The organism is Chloracidobacterium sp., assembly GCA_016716305.1.
In the GTDB taxonomy this organism is placed as follows: domain Bacteria; phylum Acidobacteriota; class Blastocatellia; order Pyrinomonadales; family Pyrinomonadaceae; genus OLB17.
On record JADJWP010000002.1, the window covers coordinates 2,155,856 to 2,175,575 of the forward strand.

The 19,720-nt window shown below is 52.6% G+C and carries 15 protein-coding genes; 8 read left to right on the forward strand and 7 right to left on the reverse strand.

The features are described from left to right. Window positions 1-32 precede the first annotated feature (32 nt). Entirely contained in the window at window positions 33-1,151 is a 1,119-nt protein-coding gene (locus IPM28_11735) for a hypothetical protein (protein MBK9173650.1), read from the reverse strand. A 44-nt stretch (window positions 1,152-1,195) separates the two neighbouring features. Then, window positions 1,196-1,807 carry a hypothetical protein gene (locus IPM28_11740; GenBank protein ID MBK9173651.1) on the reverse strand — a complete coding sequence of 204 codons (612 nt, stop codon included), beginning with the start codon at window positions 1,805-1,807 and terminating at the stop codon, window positions 1,196-1,198. A gap of 359 nt (window positions 1,808-2,166) precedes the next feature. Here IPM28_11740 and IPM28_11745 point away from each other — a divergent pair, with 359 nt between their 5' ends. The 6 genes from IPM28_11745 to IPM28_11770 all read left to right on the forward strand — a co-directional run bounded on the left by IPM28_11745 (window position 2,167) and on the right by IPM28_11770 (window position 7,351). Beyond that, window positions 2,167-3,597: an MATE family efflux transporter gene (locus IPM28_11745; protein MBK9173652.1), complete on the forward strand. Its 1,431-nt coding sequence runs from the start codon at window positions 2,167-2,169 to the stop codon at window positions 3,595-3,597. A gap of 199 nt (window positions 3,598-3,796) precedes the next feature. Next, window positions 3,797-4,477: a leucyl/phenylalanyl-tRNA--protein transferase gene (locus tag IPM28_11750; GenBank protein ID MBK9173653.1), complete on the forward strand. Its 681-nt coding sequence runs from the start codon at window positions 3,797-3,799 to the stop codon at window positions 4,475-4,477. A 13-nt stretch (window positions 4,478-4,490) separates the two neighbouring features. Next, on the forward strand, window positions 4,491-4,697 hold the full coding sequence (locus tag IPM28_11755; protein MBK9173654.1) for a YwbE family protein: 207 nt from the start codon (window positions 4,491-4,493) through the stop codon (window positions 4,695-4,697). 30 nt (window positions 4,698-4,727) lie between these two features. Continuing rightward, window positions 4,728-5,912 (forward strand): serine hydrolase, encoded by a 1,185-nt coding sequence (locus IPM28_11760; protein ID MBK9173655.1) that lies wholly within the window; start codon window positions 4,728-4,730, stop codon window positions 5,910-5,912. Between the two features lie 21 nt (window positions 5,913-5,933). Continuing rightward, on the forward strand, window positions 5,934-6,986 hold the full coding sequence (locus IPM28_11765) for a saccharopine dehydrogenase NADP-binding domain-containing protein (protein MBK9173656.1): 1,053 nt from the start codon (window positions 5,934-5,936) through the stop codon (window positions 6,984-6,986). 20 nt (window positions 6,987-7,006) lie between these two features. Next, the gene (locus tag IPM28_11770; GenBank protein MBK9173657.1) at window positions 7,007-7,351 is read left to right on the forward strand and encodes a hypothetical protein; all 345 of its coding nucleotides are present in this window, start codon (window positions 7,007-7,009) and stop codon (window positions 7,349-7,351) included. Between the two features lie 298 nt (window positions 7,352-7,649). Here IPM28_11770 and IPM28_11775 read toward each other — a convergent pair whose 3' ends face one another. Beyond that, window positions 7,650-9,677, reverse strand: coding sequence for a winged helix-turn-helix domain-containing protein (locus IPM28_11775; GenBank protein MBK9173658.1), 2,028 nt, complete (start codon window positions 9,675-9,677; stop codon window positions 7,650-7,652). Between the two features lie 216 nt (window positions 9,678-9,893). On the opposite strand from IPM28_11775, the gene IPM28_11780 reads away from it, so the two are divergent. Further along, entirely contained in the window at window positions 9,894-11,243 is a 1,350-nt protein-coding gene (locus IPM28_11780) for a PD40 domain-containing protein (GenBank protein ID MBK9173659.1), read from the forward strand. Between the two features lie 221 nt (window positions 11,244-11,464). Here IPM28_11780 and IPM28_11785 read toward each other — a convergent pair whose 3' ends face one another. The 4 genes from IPM28_11785 to recF form a co-directional block, all read right to left on the reverse strand. Beyond that, window positions 11,465-13,426, reverse strand: a complete 1,962-nt coding sequence (locus tag IPM28_11785; protein MBK9173660.1) for a winged helix-turn-helix domain-containing protein — start codon at window positions 13,424-13,426, stop codon at window positions 11,465-11,467. Window positions 13,427-14,115: 689 nt separating this feature from the next. Further along, window positions 14,116-14,514, reverse strand: a complete 399-nt coding sequence (locus IPM28_11790; protein MBK9173661.1) for a hypothetical protein — start codon at window positions 14,512-14,514, stop codon at window positions 14,116-14,118. A gap of 432 nt (window positions 14,515-14,946) precedes the next feature. Continuing rightward, on the reverse strand, window positions 14,947-17,361 hold the full coding sequence (gene gyrB / locus IPM28_11795) for a DNA topoisomerase (ATP-hydrolyzing) subunit B (GenBank protein ID MBK9173662.1): 2,415 nt from the start codon (window positions 17,359-17,361) through the stop codon (window positions 14,947-14,949). 449 nt (window positions 17,362-17,810) lie between these two features. Continuing rightward, window positions 17,811-18,926: a DNA replication and repair protein RecF gene (recF, locus tag IPM28_11800; GenBank protein MBK9173663.1), complete on the reverse strand. Its 1,116-nt coding sequence runs from the start codon at window positions 18,924-18,926 to the stop codon at window positions 17,811-17,813. 156 nt (window positions 18,927-19,082) lie between these two features. On the opposite strand from recF, the gene IPM28_11805 reads away from it, so the two are divergent. Next, a complete protein-coding gene (locus tag IPM28_11805) occupies window positions 19,083-19,595 on the forward strand; it encodes a TlpA family protein disulfide reductase (protein ID MBK9173664.1) in 513 nt (170 codons plus the stop codon). Window positions 19,596-19,720 lie beyond the last annotated feature (125 nt).

A 19,720-nucleotide genomic window follows, 5' to 3' on the forward strand; every position in this document is an offset into this window, starting at 1 on the left:
CTTACCTAACCAGCTTCACATGCAGGACGGCTTCATTTTATAGCACCATTGAGAAGGGGTTTCAAGGCAATTTTGATCGATTCGGCATACGCCTTTGACCCATCGATGTTCGGGTGGCCAACGCTTGCGAGTTCGCAGAACCGGGTGCTGTATTTCAGATCGGTCTTCTTTCTCAGATCGCTCAATGCGGGCCGGCATTCTGCAACGCGCACCGTCCCTTCCGGATCGGCAGGTCGTCCACGACGAGCGACCGTGAAAAGCAGCGAATCAGCCGTCCCAAATGCTGTTTTCTCTTCGATCGGCGACGGAACAAAGACGGCCCTCTGACGTCCGCCTGACCGGTTGAGTTCCGCAACAACGAGTTGAAAGGCCTTGGTCGATTCCGCGTGCCATATCTCGGAGCGTTTTATCATCTTGCCTTTCCAAAGCCGCCAAAGATTCCGTTTAAGCGGGTTATTGACCAGCGGCTTTGCCCAACCCGGCACGTTGTAGAGTTCGAGTATATCGTTGACGATCCGTTTCATCGGCGTGTGGCGGGTAATTATCGGGTAATAACCAATGATGGCGATCGCTGCGTTTGGAAAAGATATGGCGGCATCGGAAAGAACCTCGGTCATATGGCCGCGGCAGTAAAGATCGATCCGTTCGCGTAGCTTTTTGTTGCTTTCAAGCGGGTTGATTATTTTTGCAACGCCGACGTCCGGGATTCCGCCCGAGATCATGATCAGGTCGACATCGCCCGGTTCTGGATAGTCAGCGATCGCGCTCTCGATCTGTTTATCGATGGTCGGAAAGGAAACATTCACCTCTGGATGAAACGCTTGGTCCCCATTCAGGTTGCCGCGTTTCAATGCGGCGTTTTCGTCCGGGTCAAGCTTTATGGTCGAACCGGAATGTGCTTTCACGTTAAGGTTGACCTCGCCGCCGCTGCCCATCAGCTCGTCGGCGATCCACTGCCTTGTAAGATGGTAGAACTTTTGCTCCTCACGCAGGCCCTGGCCCCAAATAAGCGAATCACCAACCACAAGCATCTCAAAGCGGCTCTTCCGCCGAGCTAAGCCGAAGCCGACATCCCGAAATCCGATCACAACGCCAAATGCCCCGAGGCTTGTGAGGAACTCGCGCCGTGTGATATTGCCGTGACTCTTCATCTTCAGCTTTCGTATGAATTGGGGAAACTTTGCTCCGCGACCATCTAGACTGCGGTAAAGGTCATATACACGACAGATCGATCCCGATTACCAGAAAGCTTTCGTGCCCAGGAGGTCGGTAACGAAGCCCAATCCTCAGAACGCAGTGTTTCCGCTTGAAGGAAACCAAAGCCGTTTGACGTATATTTCGGAATCAAATAGCTGTGCAGGAATACGGGAGTCAGATCAGGAATCTCCAGCCGATCGATCTCGGACCTATCGCGAATCGGGTCGATCCCGATCACGATCTCGAGTAAGGCCCCGCTTTTCATTATACGGCGCAACGCAGCTATGGCCGCCGGATCGCCGGTCGCAACGGCTTTGAGCAAGCTTCCCCACGGAAAGTGAATGTGCAATTCGTCCGCAACCCCGCTCAACTCATCCGGGAGGTCTTCGATCGCCGCTTGGATGAACATCGCATTCGGCAGCCCACCCTTACGCGGGTTCCGTGTCGCCTTCATCGATGGCTTCTCGAGCGGTTTTGTGTTTGGGTCGATCCCGATGAAAAATGTTTCGGGGTTCTCGCGAGCCGACACAGAGACAAATCGGCCGTCGCCGGTCCCCAGGTCGATCACGATGCCTCTGCCGATATGGTGAGATGATCTTGTCAAACTCATCACCCGTAAGTTATCAGATGGTGCTGCCGCGAATCTGTTTGATCATAATGTTCTCCGTTTTTCGCGTTAATGATACTACAAATGCCCTGGTTCTTGTTCAGTTCGGGAATAAGATGCTTTTTTTGCCGTTTCAGGTTGCGAATTCCGTCTTATTCAATTGTCCGGATCGAATTTTTCGGAAACCTGCGGCGTTAGAATTTTTTTTTCGCAGATCAATTGTGATAAGGTGTTGCCATGCGTATTACACTTGCCTAGTCCAACCGCTTTTCTCTCATCCGTAGCGATGCGACCCGCATCACCGGATGGATCGATAAAGGCACCTTTTGGTGCCGGCCCTTTTTATCTCTGAACAATTTGTTATGTCTATAAATGAGACAGAATCGTCTGTTGAGACGCTTGAGCAAAATACGTTTTCGTCGGTGATGCGCGAGGCGTTTGTCGGAACGTCAAGAAACTTCACGCAGGGTTCGATCGTCATCGCACTAATTATCCTTGCGATCCCGATGATCCTTGAAATGTCGATGGAGGCCCTTTTCGCCATCGTCGATACTTTCTTTGTCGCTAAACTCGGCCCTGCGTCTGTCGCCGTCGTTGGCCTTACCGAATCAGTACTCGCGCTTGTTTACGCCGTCAGCGTAGGACTCAGCATCGGAGCCACGGCGACCGTGGCAAGACGCGTCGGTGAAGAAGATATGGAAGGAGCGGCCCGAACGGCGACGCATGTCGTCTACCTCGGCCTTATCGTCTCGACGGTGATGGGCATCGCCGGGGTGATCCTTGCTCCGCAGATCTATCGGGTTCTAGGTGCTGAGGCAGAGGTCATCGAAATAGGGTTGCCGTTCATGCGGATCATGTTCGGTACTAACTTCGTTATCGTCTTTTTGTTCTTGCTGAACGGTATTTTTCGCGGAGCGGGCGATGCCGCCATTGCGTTGCGTGTTTTGATAATCGCTAACGGCCTTAACATTATCCTCGACCCGCTTTTCATATTCGGAATTTGGTTCTTTCCTGAATGGGGTGTCACGGGCGCCGCGGTGGCGACCGTCATCGGACGGGCCGTTGGCGTCAGTTATGCAGCGTGGGCTTTGTTCGGACGAAAGAGCGGAAGACTAGCGGTAAACGCCGAACATTGGCGGTTCGACCCGCATCTGCTTTGGTCCCTGATCCGTTTGTCGGGAACTGCGGTACTACAGTTTCTTGTCGCCACACTAAGCTGGAGCGGATTGGTAATGGTCATATCCGGATTCGGTACGGTCGCGATCGCCGGATACCAGATCGGTTTGCGTGTGATCATCTTTGTCATACTCCCGGCCGTCGGCCTTGCAAACGCAGCGGCAACGCTTGTCGGCCAGAACCTTGGTGCCGGCAAACCTGACAGGGCCGAAAGATCGGTATGGACGGCAGGTTTTCTGAATGCCGGCCTGCTGGGCCTCGCCGGTCTGTTCTTCGTTCTTTTCCCGGGTCTGGTCATTTCAGTCTTCACGACGGATCCCGAGGTCTCACGCTACGGTACCGACTGCCTTCGCATTGTCGGTTACGGATACGCTTTTTACGGCCTTGGCATGGTCATGGAAAGCGCGTTCAACGGCGCCGGTGATACTGTCACCCCGACGTGGCTCAACTTCATCGTGTTCTGGCTTTTCGAGATACCGCTGGCGTATTTATTGGCATATCGTTTCGGGATGGGGCCGCAAGGCGCCTTTTGGGCTATTACGATCGCATTTTCGCTGCTCGCGGTTTCTTCTGCATTGCTCTTCAGGCGAGGCAAGTGGCGGACGAAGGTGGTCTAGTATCCTTACCTTCAAAAGTTCGCGGCATTTGCAGGGAAACTGCCGCGACTTGGTAGGTGAGTTAACTCCGGAGGCGATCGTTTGTATTTGCCGCTTTGGTTAGGCGGTGATGTACCGATCCCTTTCGGCGGGACACTCTTCTTTCCGATTTCCTGAAAGTGTTACACAATGAGACTGCGATATTGACACAATTTCATTGATGGTATTTCCCGATCCGCAATCGTATGATTTCCCCGAATGGGTTCTGATCGGCGACTTTTTTTATTACGCCAGGGACGTGGTTTCGTTCGGTGACGAGCTTTCTGCGGAAAATCTGATTGATGCGTACCACAAAGGGATCTTTCCCTGGTACATGGAAGGCATCCCGCTTCCATGGTATTGCCCGGCGAAACGCGCGATCCTCGAGTTCTCTGATCTGCATGTGCCGCGAAGCCTCAGACGGGCTTCGAACGGTGGATCGTTCACCTTTACGATCGATAGAGCGTTTCGAAGGGTAATGGAAGAATGTTCGAAAACAAAGCGGCCCGGACAGAACGGCACATGGATCACAAGCGAGTTCATTGAGGAATATTCGCAGCTGCATGATAAAGGAATGGCTCACAGTGTCGAAGCATGGAATGGCGTAGACCTGGTTGGCGGAGTCTACGGCATCGACGCCGGCGGCGTCTTCTGCGGCGAATCGATGTTCTACAAAGTAGCAAACGCTTCAAAACTCGCCCTGCTATTCTTGATCGATCATTTAAGAAAACGCGGCTCAACGTGGCTCGACTGCCAGGTGATGACGCCGCATATGGAAGCGCTTGGGGCGAGAGAGATTGACCGTAAAGAATTTTTGGATAGACTCGAGGAAACTCAAAAGTTAGAGCTTGTTGTATTCTAGACAGCAATAGCTAATGCCGCATCGAGAACGAAAGAACATCCGTCCGGGATCGCAGGTGGCCATCGTATTGAAACAAGATCAGCGAACCGGCAAGCAAACCATCGGCATCGTTAAAGACCTGCTGACAAATTCACCGAGCCACCCGCACGGAATCAAGGTAAGGCTGACTGATGGCCAGGTTGGCCGCGTTCAAAACCTTATCGATAGCCAGCAACAGTAGACGCCTCTTCATTGCGGTAAAGAAGAATTTATGAAAGGCTTATCCAATTCAATTAGCCCCATTTTTCTGCTGGCTATCTTACTTCTGATCGCCCACTCAGCACTGTCGCAGCCAAGCTCCGATTACAAATACTCACCTCCGGCGAGACTCAGTGACGGCATTCAGACGGGAACACTAAGATCGGTAAAGCTTGACGAGGCAAAGGTATCTGCCGGGATGAATGAGGTCCTGAAACGAACTTATGGAAATATCCATAGCGTTTTGATCTTTCGAAACGGGAAGCTTGTCTGCGAAGAATATTTCACCGGACCTGATGAAAATAACCATAAGGGCGAGATCGGTATTGTCGCTCACAACAGAGAGACGCTGCATGATACTCGCAGCATATCGAAAAGCGTTGTCGCATTAGCTGTTCTTATCGCGCATTCCCAAGGCAAGATCAAAGATCTCGACCAGCCCATCTTTTCCTATTTTCCCGAATACGCGAGCCATGCCGAAGGCGAAAAGAATAACATTACGGTGCGCCATGCTCTCACGATGACTCCGGGTTTCGAGTGGGGCGAGGAATTCTCGTATTCGAACCCAGCAAACACCGCATATCAGATGAATAGGGCACCGGATACGATAGAGTTCGTGCTAAGCAGAAAGCTCATCCAAAGGCCGGGAACCAAGTTTGAGTACAGCGGCGGAACGACCCAGCTGCTTGCTGCGATCGTCAAAAAAACCACAGGATCGAACATAGAAGAATTCACGAGGAAGCACCTACTCATCCCGCTCGGAATAACCAAGTATGAATGGGCCGAGCTGAAGCCGGGCCAGCCCGATGCCGACTCGGGCCTCCGGCTCCGTTCGCGTGACATCGCTAAGATCGGATTGCTTTTGGTGAACGGAGGTATGTGGAACGGTAAACGGATCGTGCCCCAAAAGCTGATAGCGGACGCAATGGCAGAGCACGCGAAAGTGTCGTCTGACGAGAAAACCGGTGACGTTGTTACCTATGGTTATCAGATCTGGCGGTTCGCATTTCGGCCAGATGATAATTGGCCGTCCAGCTTCATCGAGCTCAGCGGAAACGGCGGCCAAAAAGTGGTTATCGATGCCAAGACAAAAGTGATGGTCGTCATCACGGCGGGAAACTATGACCTCTCCGGTCTTAAGAAAAATTCATTTGATATTTATCCGGACCTAATATTTTCTGCAATGCTTGACCGGTGAGATAGTCGTTCGATTGAAATTATGACAAACACATTCCTGATCTACGGAGCGAATGGCTACACGGGTGAATTGATCACGAGGTATGCGGCTGAACGTGGCCTCAAGCCGATCCTCGCGGGACGAAACGAAGCGAAAGTCAGCGAGCTGGCGGGCAAATACGGATTTGAATACCGCGTCTTCTCGCTCGATGACACGGCGAAGCTGGATGCGGCGTTGCAGGAAGTCGACATGGTCCTGCATTGTGCGGGGCCGTTTTCGATAACGAGTTTGCCGATGGTCAAGGCTTGTCTGCGAAACAAGAAGCACTACGCAGATATCACCGGCGAGATCAGCGTTTTCGAGACGTGTGCGGCCATGCATAAGCAGGCCGTCGATGCCAGTGTGATGGTGATGCCGGGGGTCGGATTTGATGTCGTCCCGAGCGATTGTTTGGCCATGCATATCAAGAATCGACTGCCGTCTGCGACGCATCTTTCGCTCGCATTCTATGGCATGGGCCGCATTTCGCACGGTACTCAGGCGACGATGACGATGAACGTCGGCCGTGGCGGCGCGATCCGGAAAGACGGCAAAATAACCGCGGTTCCGGCCGCGTGGAAAACCCGCGAGATCGACTTCGGCGAGGGTGTCACCAAGACCGGCGTGACGATCCCTTGGGGCGATGTCTCGACCGCTTTTTACTCGACCGGTATTCCGAATATCGAGGTTTTCACCGTCGTGCCAAAAGGAGCCTTAAAGGCGATGAAGATGAGCCGCTATATCGGTTGGCTTCTTGCGACCAGGCCGGTGCAGAAATATCTCCAGTCAAAGATCCCGCCCGGCGGCCCGTCCGACGCCGAACGCGAAAAAGGCAAAACGCTCATGTGGGGTGAAGCCCGCGATGCCGACGGCAACCGCGTCGAGGCTCGCCAACAGGGCCCCGAAGGCTACACCGTGACGGCCCTTGCCGCCCTTAGCATTGCCGAGAAGATCATGTCGGGCAACTTCACCCCGGGATTTCAGACCCCCGCAAAAGCCTACGGTGCCGAGTTGATATTAGAGATCGATGGTGTGGAACGGCAGGACGTCGTTTAACGTGCCGAGAGGCGGCGGCGATGCAAAATGGTCTTCCGGATCTAAAGATCATCGTCTCGACGCTTCGCGAAACGCATACCGCGAGCCGACATGATCTCGGAGCGGCCTGCCTCTCGCCCGGCGAAACCGTTACCGTCGCACGAGACTTTCGAAATATCGATGTAATAGATCGTGTTGGGAGCGGTGATGCCTTCGTTTCCGGATTTATCCACTCCCTGCTCGAAGCGAGCGACCTCCAGTTTGCGTTGGTCTGCGGTGTGGCTCATCGCGCGTTGGCGATGACCACACCCGGTGAAGTTTCGATGTCGACCGCCGATGAGGTTTACGGCTTGATGAACAGTGCTGATGCCGCCGCCAAACGCTGACCTTCGAAGATCGGGGCAAGTGCATGCGGTCTGTCCTTCGAATTAAGCTATCAAGCTATAAGCAATGACGGTCTGATGCAATTCTGTCGCAACCAGCGGCGATCTTTGCGAAGAAATTCTCCGATGACGAGGACGCGGTCATGCATGCTAACCTCCGTGATGATCGCTCGGGAAGACAGATCGCTTACGGCGGTTCCGCGGAAGGGAAAAATGGAGCCCGGCCGTTATGAGGAAATCGGCTCGACACCTGCAAGCGTCCGATTCATTTTTTTAGAACTGTACACAGAGCGTTCAGTGATCATTCGAAACCGGCTCGTTTGACCAGATCATCGAAACGCGGGTCGGACCGCAAGCTGTCAAAGCGCGGATGAACTTTGAGGTATGTCAATCCGCCGTGCTGAACGAGAGCCTTTTCCAAATAGGCAAACGCCTCTTCGCGGCGACCAAGTTCGCTCGAAAGGTTTGCCAGCAGATTATAGTTCGGCTTTCCGTTCCTTTCTTGAACCTTCGCTTTCTCAAGCTGCCGCTCAAAAATTCCATCCCAACCGGATAAGGCATAGGTTGATCGCCACCCATGCAACTCGCTCTGCTCTTCTCCGGCGATGATCCGTGACCTCAAGAAAGACTCAAAGGCTTTGTCGTTGTCGCCCTTCATACGATATGCGATAACGAGGCTTTGATGAGGATAGAGAAATTCAGGATCCATCTCGGCCGCTCGCTCCAAATGGGTGACCGCTTCGTCGTAGCGGCGAGCGAAAAGCAGGCTTCGTCCCAGCAGCAGTTGATTTAATACCGATGCCGGCTCAAGGTCGATGGCGGTCTTGATCTCTGACAGTGATTCGTCATGTCGTCCAAGATAAGTAAGGAAAAGCGAGTACATTCGATGAGCGATCGGAGAATTCGGGTCTAATTCTAAAGCTCGCTTATGCTCGCGTTCAGCGCCGGCAAAATCCCGTTCGAAGTCAGATTTGATCTCGGCCAGATATGAGTGTGCTTCGGCAAGAGTGTCGTCAATTGCCAGGGCCTTTTCGATGGCCGCTTTCGCTTTCGGATATTGTTCGCCTGCAGCGCCGCTTCGATTGCCGACCACGGTCGACTGAGCATTTGCCAGCCTTGCGTATGCCAGCGCATAGTTTGGGTCAAGCTGAATGGCTTTCTCAAAACATTCGATCGCCTTAAAGACCTCGGTATGGTGTTGTTTGTCTGCCAACGCTGCGCCGTGAAGATACAAGCGATACGCTTCTTCGTTGTCAGTTCCGCGTTTTGCCGTCGGACGATTCCGCGTGGTCGAAAATCGTTCCTTTAGAAGACTTCCGATCTCAACAGCGATCGCATCCTGCATCGCAAAAAGGTCCGCCACAGGTTTCTCGCCTTTGTACGTGAGGTCGGTCTCACCTGTGGCGACGTTCAATAGTTGAGATGTGACCCGAATCCTCCCGTCAGCGATCTGATAGTTAGACGCAAGCACATAGTCGACCTTCTGTTCACGTCCCGCCGCGATCGGATCTTGTGCAATGTCCGAATACTGTCTGGTCGAGCTGATCGGCCGAACAGTAAAACCCTTGAGCGAATTGAGTTGGTGTATCACGGCTTCGGCAATGCCGATCTCGTAGTCGTAGACGTCGTCCCTGTTTGCAGCATTGAGCGGTCTGACTGGCAGAACCGCGAACGATCGCTTTCCACCGGTGCGAACGGCGTTGGAAAAATATTCTGAATAGAGGTAAAGTCCGAGCCCCACGGATGCGAGCAGAATTACCGAGATCGCTGCAAGTTTTAGAATAAGAGTGGATCTTGCAGCCGAGGTCGGCTCTTCGGGCGGCACGGCTTCCGTTGCAGTCACCGACATTTCGGGATGGCCATCCTCTGCGGTCGCAGGCGGACTCAGCCGATCAAAGACGCGGCGCTCGGCGAGGTCTGCCGAGTCCCTCGCCCGACTAAGATAGGTTGCGGATAGTATCGAATCTTCGTTGGCGCGAAATACACCTTCCGCCAGCGGCTCGATCCTTTTAACATCGGCAACAAAGCGATAACCATGCTTCTGTACCGTCTCAACGAACCGCATCCCGGGTTTCTCACCCAGGGCGCGTCGCAACGCATGGATGCACTTGTTCAGATTGTTCTCTTCAACGAACGATTCGGGCCAGACCTGGTCCAACAGTTCGGTTTTCTTGACAAGGTGACCCGCGTTTCTGACCAAAACGCAAAGCGTGTCGAAGGTCTTTTCCGAGAGCTGCACACTTTCGCCTGAACGCCGAGCCAAGCGGTGTTCCGAGACATCAAGATAAAAGTCGCCGAATTCGTATAACTCTTTTTCTCTCAAAGACATACGGTTTCAACGATCGGCGGAATAATTTTCGAACAATAATCGAAGAAAGTTCGAAAGACCACATTCGCCGATTACGCATAACCTCTTCGATGTTTAGCCCTCGAACGGCACGCGTGACCGATTGATGATCGGATTATCGGACGTAGTTTATCACGCTTTCGGGCTATCTGCGCATTTTTGTGGCCACGCCGATATAAGGCAAAACAAGGAGAAAAAATGAGAACAAAAACTACTCTGACGACGCTACTCGTATCGATCTCGTTGACTATCGGCGCATTGCCGCAAAAGCCGGGTGTGATGACATTCGCTCCAGCCGGCTTTTCCATTTTTAGTTTGCCTCAGAGTCTGGGCGTTCCGGCCAATTCGCCGGGACAAGAGAACGCTGCGGTCGTATCGCCGAACGGCTTGAGTCTTTATATTGCAGCAAATAGGACCGGGACCATTGGCAGCGTGGATCTCTGGGTTTCGCAGCGCCCGTCGCTCACATCAGCCTGGGGTGAGCCGCAAAATCTGGGGCCGACCATCAACACTGCCGGAGTTGACAATATGCCAACCCTATCGCCCGACGGAAGAACGATGTTTTTCAACAGCAGCGGCCGCCCGGACACGCAGGGCTTCGCCGACATTTATATGACGACACGAACCGATCCGAACAATGATCTCGGCTGGGCCGAGCCGGTCAATCTCGGACCCGTCATTAATACTGCAGATAATGAGGTCGGTGCCGGATATTTTGAAGACCCGATGACTGGAGCGGCAACTCTCTATTTTTCGAGCGACAGATCAGGGGATGAGGAGATCTATCAAAGCACCCGTAACCCGAACGGTACGTTCAACACTCCGACCCCTGTTGCGTCATTGAACAGTCCCTGGATCGATCGCCGCCCGCAGATCAGGGGCGACGGTTTGGAGATATTTTTTGCTTCTGACCGTGTCGGCGGCCAGGGCGGAATGGATATCTGGACTTCGACGCGCGCTTCCGTCTCTTCACCGTGGAATCCGCCGGTTAACCTGGCCGGAGCCAACTCCGCCGGTAACGACCAGCATCCGTCGCTATCGTCCAATGGTTCGGTTCTGTATTTCGCGTCAACACGCGATGGCAATCTCGATCTTTATACGGCCACCCGCGTCAGCATAAACCGGAGCCCGACGGCGGATTTTGACGGCGACTCGCGATCTGATATCAGCGTGTTTCGTCCATCAGACGGCACCTGGCACATTTTGCAAAGCGGCACGAACACGTACAGCGTTCAGGCGTTTGGCTTGAATGGCGACACGATCGTTCCTGGCGACTATGACGGCGACGGCAGGACCGACACGGCTGTCTTCCGATCGTCGACCGGCAACTGGTACATTCGGAGAAGTTCCGACGGCTCGGTCTCGATTACGCCTTGGGGTTTAAGCACTGACTGGCCGGTCCCGGCGGATTACGATGGCGATGGCCGCACCGATATCGCGGTCTATCGCGACGGCGTTTGGTACATCATTCAGAGTTCGAGCGGAGGTATCGCTTATCAGCATTTCGGCTTGAGCACCGACATCCCGATCGCGGCTGGTGTTCAATGATCGGTTGACCGTGGCGCAATCATCCGCGTTTGCGCCACGGTCGCTCTGATCCCTCGTATTGTCATGAGCGCGATAGCGACCGGGTCCGAAAAAAGCCCGGTTCTTTTTTAGTGAGCGCGGAAGCCGCCTCGGTGGCGGAGTGGTCGTTCGATCTGACCTGCAGTTATCTTTCGGGATAACGTTCAGAAGCGTTGAAGGAATGGCTCATACGAGATGTCCGTTCATGATCGATCACGAGCTTCGATCTTCTGCAGCAGTTCAGTAAATCGTGGATCACCTCGTAATCGGTCAAGCTCCGGATCGACCTCTATCACCGCGATCATATTGCTTCGTTCCAGGTAGGCCATTTCAAGGTATTTGAGTGCATTGCTCCTGTCGTCCAAGGTTGCATAAAGGCGGGCCAGTTCGAATGATGGGGGATCTTTCTGGGATTCGCCCCACCTGATACGTTCGAACGTGACGCCTCGCCAACCGGTCTCTGCAAATGCGATCCGAATTCTTTTGATCCTTCCCTCGTCCGCTTTTTCCAGCGTCAGCATCTTGATCAGGTGCTCCAAGGCTTCGGATTCCTTGCCCTGATGAACCAGCGATTTGACAAGATGTCCGTAGATCATCTTGTGGTTAGGGTTTAGCGGGATCAGCTTTTTCCATTGAGCCTCCGCATCTGCATATCGTCTGGCGAAATATAATGCAAGCCCGTAAGTTTGCTGATTGTCGTAAGACACGGGTTGCAGATCGATCGCCTTTGTTATCTCCGATATTGCCTCGTCGAACCGGCCGCGAGTATACAGAAAGTTCGAATAGAGTTTGTGAGCAAGGGGCGAATTGGGATCCAGCTCGATCGCGCGCTTGCAGGCCCGTTCGGCCGCATCGAAGTCGTATTCGAAACGAAACTTATTGAAGCATAGGGTGCTGTGCGCTTCTGAGAGATTCGGGTCGATAGCCAGGGCTTTTTCTACCGCCTCTACAGACCGCAGCGAGTGTTCGATGGCAACCGCTCCATAGGCGAGATACCTGTGAATGTATGCCTTGGTCGCCCACGCGCTCGCGAAGTTCGGATCCAGCGTAACGGCGCGGTCGATCTGTTCAAGTGCTTCGCGGCCATTGTCCGGACCCCTCAACTCATTGAAGTTATGGGCCATGAGATAATACCGGTAAGCTTCCTCATTGTTCGTTCCGCGTTCAGGCCGGAATTCGCTCGAACGATAGCCGAATGCGGTCAAAAGCCTGTTCCCGATGTCGTTAGCGATCGCCGTCTGGGTTTCGAACGGCTCATCGACTCGAGTCGTGGTCGCGAAGTCTCCGACAATGTTTCGCGAAGCGACATCGAAAAGCTTTGCCGTCACCTTAATCTTTCCGTTTGCGATCTGGTAATGTGACGACAGAACATAATCGACCTTTTGTTCCTCTCCGACGTTGAGCGGATCTTTATCGACATCGACATACGGGCGAACAGCGTCCAATGGGCGAACGGACAGTTTTTTGTGCTCGCTCAGTTTTGAGATCAGAGCGTCTGCAATTCCGAGGTCGTAGATCGTATCCCTCCCTTGTAGATCGAGCGGCTTCAATGGCATTACGACCAGGCGGGTCGTTTCGCCCTTGCTGAGAATGCCTTGAGTATTGAATGTCACGTAAAGGGCAAGGCCGCTCACAAGTACGAATACTATGCCGGCAAAAGCGGCCCGTCCGAGAAGCCTTTTCGCCGGCGCGGTCTGCTCCTCGGTTTCAACGACATCGGCCGCCGATCGGGAAGTGTCGCTCGTGATTTGTTCGGGCGGTGCCGGAGAAACGTCGTCCGCGACCCCAACGATGCCGCGCAGATCCGACAATCGATAAGCTCCCGAACTCTCGGTCGCTATCGAAACCGGATAGACGAACCGGTACCCCAGCTTTGGCACCGTTTGCACAAATCTGTCTTTTGAAGTGTCATCGAGAGCGTGGCGGATCGTCCAGATCGCTTTTGTCAGCGATCCCTCCTCGACAAAGGCGTCATTCCAAACCGTATCTAAAAGCTCCGATTTTGTGACAAGGTGGCCGTGGCGCTCGACCAGGGTCTTGAGAACATGGAACGACTTGTTGTTGATCGAGATCCTTTCGCCGTTCCGAAGCAGCAATTCTTCACCTGCAACTAGCTGAAAACCGCCGAATTCGTAGATCGTCACGTTTTTCGCCGTCGATTCCATCGGTTAAGAAATTGGTAAGAAGAAAGTAAGCATGACGCGAAGACCCCGGCAAAGAGTTTGTCCTACCATCGACATGTGTAGACAAATATTGACTGTCTGTTCGGAGCTCTTTCGAGCCACGAAGTTCGACTGGCAGAACGATGGTCGATTTTAGTCCCGCTTCCGGCCAAAACGCAAGGGTTTTGTGCACGCCGGACACGATACCGACAGGGCGATAGTTCGACCGCTGCGACCGGATCGCAACGACCATCATCGAAAACCGGTATTTCCGATGATCCTTGTTTCATCGGTCCGCAGCCGAAGGCGGTCGATGAAAGTTGAGAATTTCGATGAGGGATCCACCTGTGTCGTTAGATCCTGAACTCACAACGATAAGATCACGGGCTTTCTTTATAGGCAGTCTGGCCGCACGGCAGCCAGGGGAGGTCGGCTTAATGAGTTCGCCGTAGTACCGATTGATGATCGATCTAGGTGATCTCTCATCGTGTTTCCGTTAAGAAAGCCGAGGGTTTCCGTGCCAGGGCAAGTCTTTTGGGTCTTTTCTTGCCGACCGAGGTCACGGTCATTGCAATTCTGTTTCTATGTCCCTTTGAGGTTCCTGCAGGTCTGATCAAGCCGCGATGTAGTAAGCCCGAAAGATCGGACTGAGATGAACTTGTACGTTCCTGTCCACGCCTTAAGGGATAGCGCTACGTAAGCGATTTCTTTTTCCTCCGCTTGCGGCCGCCGACCGAGATGGTTTCGTTCAGTTTCAGGTAAAGTGCGCCGTCGACGATCTCGGGTTTGATGAATTTCAGGGTCGTGTCGACCTCGATATTAAAATGGCGGCAGAACGGAGCAGAGTTTATTCGCCAGCTTACACCGGTCGTGACCACGGGAAAGGCTTCGGGCCGGCGCGCGCTCGCGGGTTCGATGGCAATGGTGTCGCGGACGCGGCTAAAGCTCAGAAAAACAGCGCCGGGTTTGCCCAACGCGTTGAAGAGGTTTCGGTTGAGCAAGATCAGCTTTGCAGGGCTGATCGTCACATGCAGGCGTTTGCTGATGGCCTCGTTCGCCCCGCCCTGAAATCTTTCAAAGTCTCGTTCCATGACCATTCCTGCGACCATCCGAGAATTGTGAGCAGCCGACCACAGGGCGGAGGCCCGCCGATCATCGGCAGCCAGTCTTTCCCCGTCAGGTGTATTATAGATAGCACATTGTTGCAGATAAGGTCAACAGCTTTTTGCACGGGCGAAAACGGCCGGAAATTTACCAAACTCGGGTTCGTTTTGCCTGTTTTACGAAATTAATGGAATTTACGCCAGATCACCCGAAAACGACTCAAGAGTGGTCATATTTACCTGGCCTGTGGTCCGTTTTAGAGGCGAAATGGTACGGTTTATACTGGCAAATGCACAATTTGGTTGCTGATCTGAAACTATATTCCGGTCATTTGCCGCATTTTTCGCTCCCGGTCATAAAGACGAAAAAGCGGCCGACCTGCGTGAGGCCTGCCGCCGTGATCTTTGCTGAAACATCGCCTAAACGTCGAGATTCTTTACGTCTAAAGCGTTGTCTTCGATGAACTTGCGCCGCGGTTCGACCTGATCGCCCATCAGCACGGTGAATATCGCGTCCGTCTCGATCATGTCTTCGACCCGAACCTGCAGCAGCGTCCTTTTTTCGGGATCCATCGTCGTTTCCCAGAGTTGCTCGGGGTTCATCTCGCCGAGGCCTTTGTAACGCTGGATCGAAAGGTCTTTCTTCGCCATCGAGGTCACACGTTCAAGCAGATCGGCTCGGGTCTCTATCGTCTCCGACTTGCCGTTGTCGCCTATCACGAACGGACCGGGATAATCGGCCTCCAGGCTCCGCATCAGCTCGACAGCCTTTTGAAACTCGACATAACTTGCGAGGTTCCAGTCAAATACGACGTTGTGGGTATTGGGATAGGTGACCTCGACCTCGTAAAGCCCATGTTCTTCGTCGGGTATAAGCTCGGTCTTGAATCCTGCCCTTGAAAGAAAGCCTTCGACCTCGGCCATTAGTTCCTGCTGTGCAAAGACCTTTTTGAGCTTTACGCCGTGCTTCGCCAGTACGCCGTCCTTGCCGGCAAACGCCTCGAGGAGGGAATATAAAAGCTTGTCGTCATTACCGATACGGCGGACAAAACGCTCGAAGTAATTCTTGAATTCGATGGTTTGCTCTAGTGTTTTTGCGAGTTCGCGGCCCTCGATCGTCCGTCCGTTCATCTCTATCTGTACATCGTTCGTTCCCATACGCATCAGGTAACGGAACATCGACTTTTCGTCCTTGATGTACTCTTCTTTCTTTCCGCGTTTTACTTTGTAAAGCGGCGGTTGTGCAATGTAGACAAAGCCGCCGTCGACGAGGTCGGGCATCTGCCGGTAAAAGAAGGTCAGCAAAAGCGTGCGGATGTGGCTGCCGTCAACATCGGCGTCCGTCATCAGGCAGATCTTGTGGTATCGGAGCTTGCTTACGTCAAAATCGTCCTTTCCGATCCCGGTCCCGAGGGCTGTTATCAACGCTTTGATCTCGCCGTGGCCGAGCATCTTGTCGAATCGGGCTTTTTCTACGTTCAAGATCTTGCCCTTTAGCGGGAGCACGGCCTGGTTCTTGCGGTCGCGGCCTTGCTTGGCCGACCCGCCGGCGGAATCGCCCTCGACGATGTAAAGCTCTGATAACGCAGGGTCTTTCTCCTGACAATCGGCCAATTTGCCGGGCAGGGTCGAGGTTCCAAGTGCGCTTTTACGGACGATCTCGCGTGCCTTTCTTGCCGCTTCGCGGGCACGAGCCGCATCGACCGCTTTGCCAACTATCTTTTTAGCAACACTGGGGTTCTGCTCGAAAAACTCTCCCAGCTTCTCGTTAAGAAACGATTCGACCGGCCCTTTGACCGGCGAGTTTAGCTTGCCCTTTGTCTGTCCTTCGAACTGCGGCTGCGGGATCTTAACGCTGATGACGGCAACGAGGCCTTCGCGGACGTCGTCGCCCGAAAGCGTGACTTTTGCGTTCTTTGTCAACCCCGAGCTTTCCGCGTAGTTGTTGATGGTGCGGGTTATCGCACCTCGAAAGCCCGAAAGATGGGTGCCCCCGTCAACCGTGTTGATATTGTTCGCAAAAGAGAAGATCTTTTCATCGTAGCTGTCGTTGTACTGCATCGAGACTTCGATCGACAGTTCATCATCTATCTGTTCGAAATAAAGGGGTTCTTCGTGAAGCGGACTCTTGTTTTTGTTCAAATGTTTGACAAATTCTGCGATCCCTCCTTTGTAAAAGAACTCGTGCGACCGTTCCGGCTGTTCGCGTTCATCCTTAATAAAAATGCGAATTCCCTTATTGAGAAACGCCTTTTCGCGAAGCCGTTCTGATAGCTTGTCAAAGCTATAAACCGTCGATTCGAAAATATCAGCGTCTGGTTTGAAGGTGATCTTCGTTCCCCTTTTACTCGTCGTCCCGGTCTCAACAAGAGGTGACACTGGAATGCCGACCTGAAACTCCATTTCGTGAGTCTTGCCGTCCCGCCAGATCTCAAGCTTGAGCCATTCACTAAGAAAATTGACGCACGAAACGCCCACACCGTGAAGCCCGCCTGAGACTTTGTAGGAATTCGAATCGAACTTGCCGCCGGCATGGAGCACGGTCATCACAACCTCTGCCGCCGAACGCCCCTCTTGTTTATGAATATCGGTCGGGATGCCGCGGCCATTATCGATGACCGTGATCGAATCATCCATATGGATCGTCACTTCGATCGTATCGCAATACCCCGCCAGTGCTTCGTCAACGGAATTGTCGACGACCTCGTAGACAAGGTGGTGTAACCCAATGTCACCGGTTGAACCGATGTACATCGCGGGCCGTTTGCGAACCGCATCGCGGCCCTCAAGGACTGTTATCGAATCTGCCCCGTACTCTGTCTTTGCTTTAGCCAAATGTAATAACCTCTATCGAATACTATTTAATTGCTCCGAACCCGTTCTTTTCCTTCAACTCGCGATTTGAACTCTGGGCTCCACGCTTTTGTAAACCACCCGGATCAGAAAGTGTAAGTCGTGACCTTTGCGCTCAAGACACCGTTTTTATCACTGTTTGGCATCCCTGGCCGTGCACAATTGGCGTTTGGGGAGACTTGACCGCACCACACTCGGTCAAACGAATTTCCCACTTTTTTTCTAATGCCATGCCTGACGGCCGGTCATCGCTTTCGAAGTTGAAGCACCGGAGCGATTCTTGGATATTCTTTCCAATTAGCCGAGTCGATGATCTCGACTCGCTCGATCAACCATGCCACGCAGGAAACGGTGTTTGCGGGAATTTCGCTCCCGGGATCAACCATGAATTATAGCAGTTTTGGAGACGATAAAATAGTCGCGAAACACTATCAGATAGCGGCTTTCATGTGTTTTGCAATGCTGCCGTTCTCAACTTCGAGAACATTGGCGGAGCTCCCAAATTCCTCGACAAAGCTCGTTTTAGATGTGCTCACGAATGTTTGTGTCTTTCCGGCGAGAAATTCCAGAAGTTGGCCTATCCGACGATGATCGAGTTCTGCATCAATATCGTCCAGGAGAAAAACCGGATACTCACCGCGAGTTGAGTTGAACAGCTCGATATTCGCGAGAAGAAGCAGCAATAGAGCACTTCGCTGCTGTCCGGCCGAACCATACTTCCTGATATCCCGGCCGTCGAAACTGATCTCGAGATCATCTCTATGCGGACCGACGAGTGCACGCCCGGCAACCATTTCCGCTTGTGTTCGCAGCATGAGGCGTTCCTCAAGCAGGGCTTCGTAATTCGATAGATCGCCTTTGCCCTCAAGATTAGATACGAACCGAATAAACAACTCCTCGCGGCCAAACAAACGCCTATGCAGAAATTCATTCATTCGCTCTACGAACCTGATCCGGCCTTTATGTATCCGTGTCGCAAGCGAAATCAATTGATCGTTCCAGGGCTTTAGAAGTTCAATTGTTTGCTCGATCGAGTATTCGTTGTCGCGGGCAGTCTGAAGCAAGGCCGTTTTGTGCCTCAAGACGCGGGAATAGTCGCTAAATGTCTGAACAAACGGGGGATGCAGCGACACGATACCGCCATCAATGAACCGTCGTCGAGCTTCCGGCGTCCCGCGGACGACCTCAAGTTCTTCAGAATTGAAAACAACGGCGTGTACCTGGCCCAAGTATTCACCAACCGAACTTTTCTTGCCATTTATAGAAAGCGCCTTTACACTATTCTGGATAGCGACCTGCAGTTCGCGATCGATCCCTTCCGATTGGCGAACGCGCCCACGAACTATCGCCCACTCCTCATTGAAACTGATAGTTTCAGTGAGTTTCGAGGTCTTGAAAGACCTCGCGGTCGAAAGCAGATATATTGCTTCAAGCCAGTTGGTCTTTCCGTGCCCATTTTCCCCTACAAAAATATTTAGCCCATCCGAGCAGTCGATCTTCCCCCCGATATTGCGGAAATTCTGTGTTTCGACACATTCGAGCTGCATTTAGCGATTTTAACACGTCGGCATGTTTTGCATGTCGGAGAAAACAAACACAGGCCGCCAAAGATAATTTTCTGGAAGGATCATAGATTCGCAGTATGTTTTAAATGGAGTGTTGTACATCTTTTTGCTTTTTTTTAACTGCAACATACACATAAGATGGAGCGAACGATCAGGTCAATAATTCTCATTTTGGTGATGTCCGCGTCATTATTCGCGCAACAACAATTGATGCCGGGTAATCAGGCACCTGAATTCACAGCTATCGGTCTGGATGGTCGCCAATACAGTCTTAGCCAGTTTCATGGAAAGGTGGTTGTCCTTACTTTCTGGTCGTCCAAGTGCGCGATTTGCCACCACGAAATCCCAAAACTCAATCAGGTCGTCGAACGTTACCAGGGTCAAGATGTGGTATTTCTCGCTCTCACAATGGAGAGCGACTCTAAAGTGAATTCATATATTCAGAAGTATCCGTTCAACTTTAGCATTCTACCGAATGGCTTCGGGGTGGTTCTGAAATACGCAGACATGGACAAGAGCGGGCGAATAAATATGGGTTTCCCTGCACACTTCTTGATCAATCGTCGCGGTGAGATCGAGCTTCGGACAGACGGTTGGGACAAGACGGCGAACCTGGAATCAAACATTTCCCGACTTCTTGCAGCAGATTAGTATTCCGCTAGTGCTTTTCTCTTTACTCCTTTAACCCGGCTGTAGGGGTACAGCCGGGCTTTTTTTGTTATACAAAATGATTTGTTTCGGCGGCCACTTTGCGGTATATTTCCTTTTCGTCTCGC

Bases quoted from the DNA above. Each gene is read 5' to 3' on its own strand.
- recF (MBK9173663.1), bottom strand. From the start codon at position 18,926: ATGCAGCTCGAATGTGTCGAAACACAGAATTTCCGCAATATCGGGGGG.
- IPM28_11760 (MBK9173655.1), top strand. From the start codon at position 4,728: ATGAAAGGCTTATCCAATTCAATTAGCCCCATTTTTCTGCTGGCTATC.
- IPM28_11735 (MBK9173650.1), bottom strand. From the start codon at position 1,151: ATGAAGAGTCACGGCAATATCACACGGCGCGAGTTCCTCACAAGCCTC.
- IPM28_11740 (MBK9173651.1), bottom strand. From the start codon at position 1,807: ATGAGTTTGACAAGATCATCTCACCATATCGGCAGAGGCATCGTGATC.
- IPM28_11770 (MBK9173657.1), top strand. From the start codon at position 7,007: ATGCAAAATGGTCTTCCGGATCTAAAGATCATCGTCTCGACGCTTCGC.
- IPM28_11780 (MBK9173659.1), top strand. From the start codon at position 9,894: ATGAGAACAAAAACTACTCTGACGACGCTACTCGTATCGATCTCGTTG.
- IPM28_11750 (MBK9173653.1), top strand. From the start codon at position 3,797: ATGGTATTTCCCGATCCGCAATCGTATGATTTCCCCGAATGGGTTCTG.
- IPM28_11790 (MBK9173661.1), bottom strand. From the start codon at position 14,514: ATGGAACGAGACTTTGAAAGATTTCAGGGCGGGGCGAACGAGGCCATC.
- IPM28_11785 (MBK9173660.1), bottom strand. From the start codon at position 13,426: ATGGAATCGACGGCGAAAAACGTGACGATCTACGAATTCGGCGGTTTT.
- IPM28_11745 (MBK9173652.1), top strand. From the start codon at position 2,167: ATGTCTATAAATGAGACAGAATCGTCTGTTGAGACGCTTGAGCAAAAT.
- IPM28_11765 (MBK9173656.1), top strand. From the start codon at position 5,934: ATGACAAACACATTCCTGATCTACGGAGCGAATGGCTACACGGGTGAA.
- IPM28_11755 (MBK9173654.1), top strand. From the start codon at position 4,491: ATGCCGCATCGAGAACGAAAGAACATCCGTCCGGGATCGCAGGTGGCC.
- IPM28_11775 (MBK9173658.1), bottom strand. From the start codon at position 9,677: ATGTCTTTGAGAGAAAAAGAGTTATACGAATTCGGCGACTTTTATCTT.
- IPM28_11805 (MBK9173664.1), top strand. From the start codon at position 19,083: ATGGAGCGAACGATCAGGTCAATAATTCTCATTTTGGTGATGTCCGCG.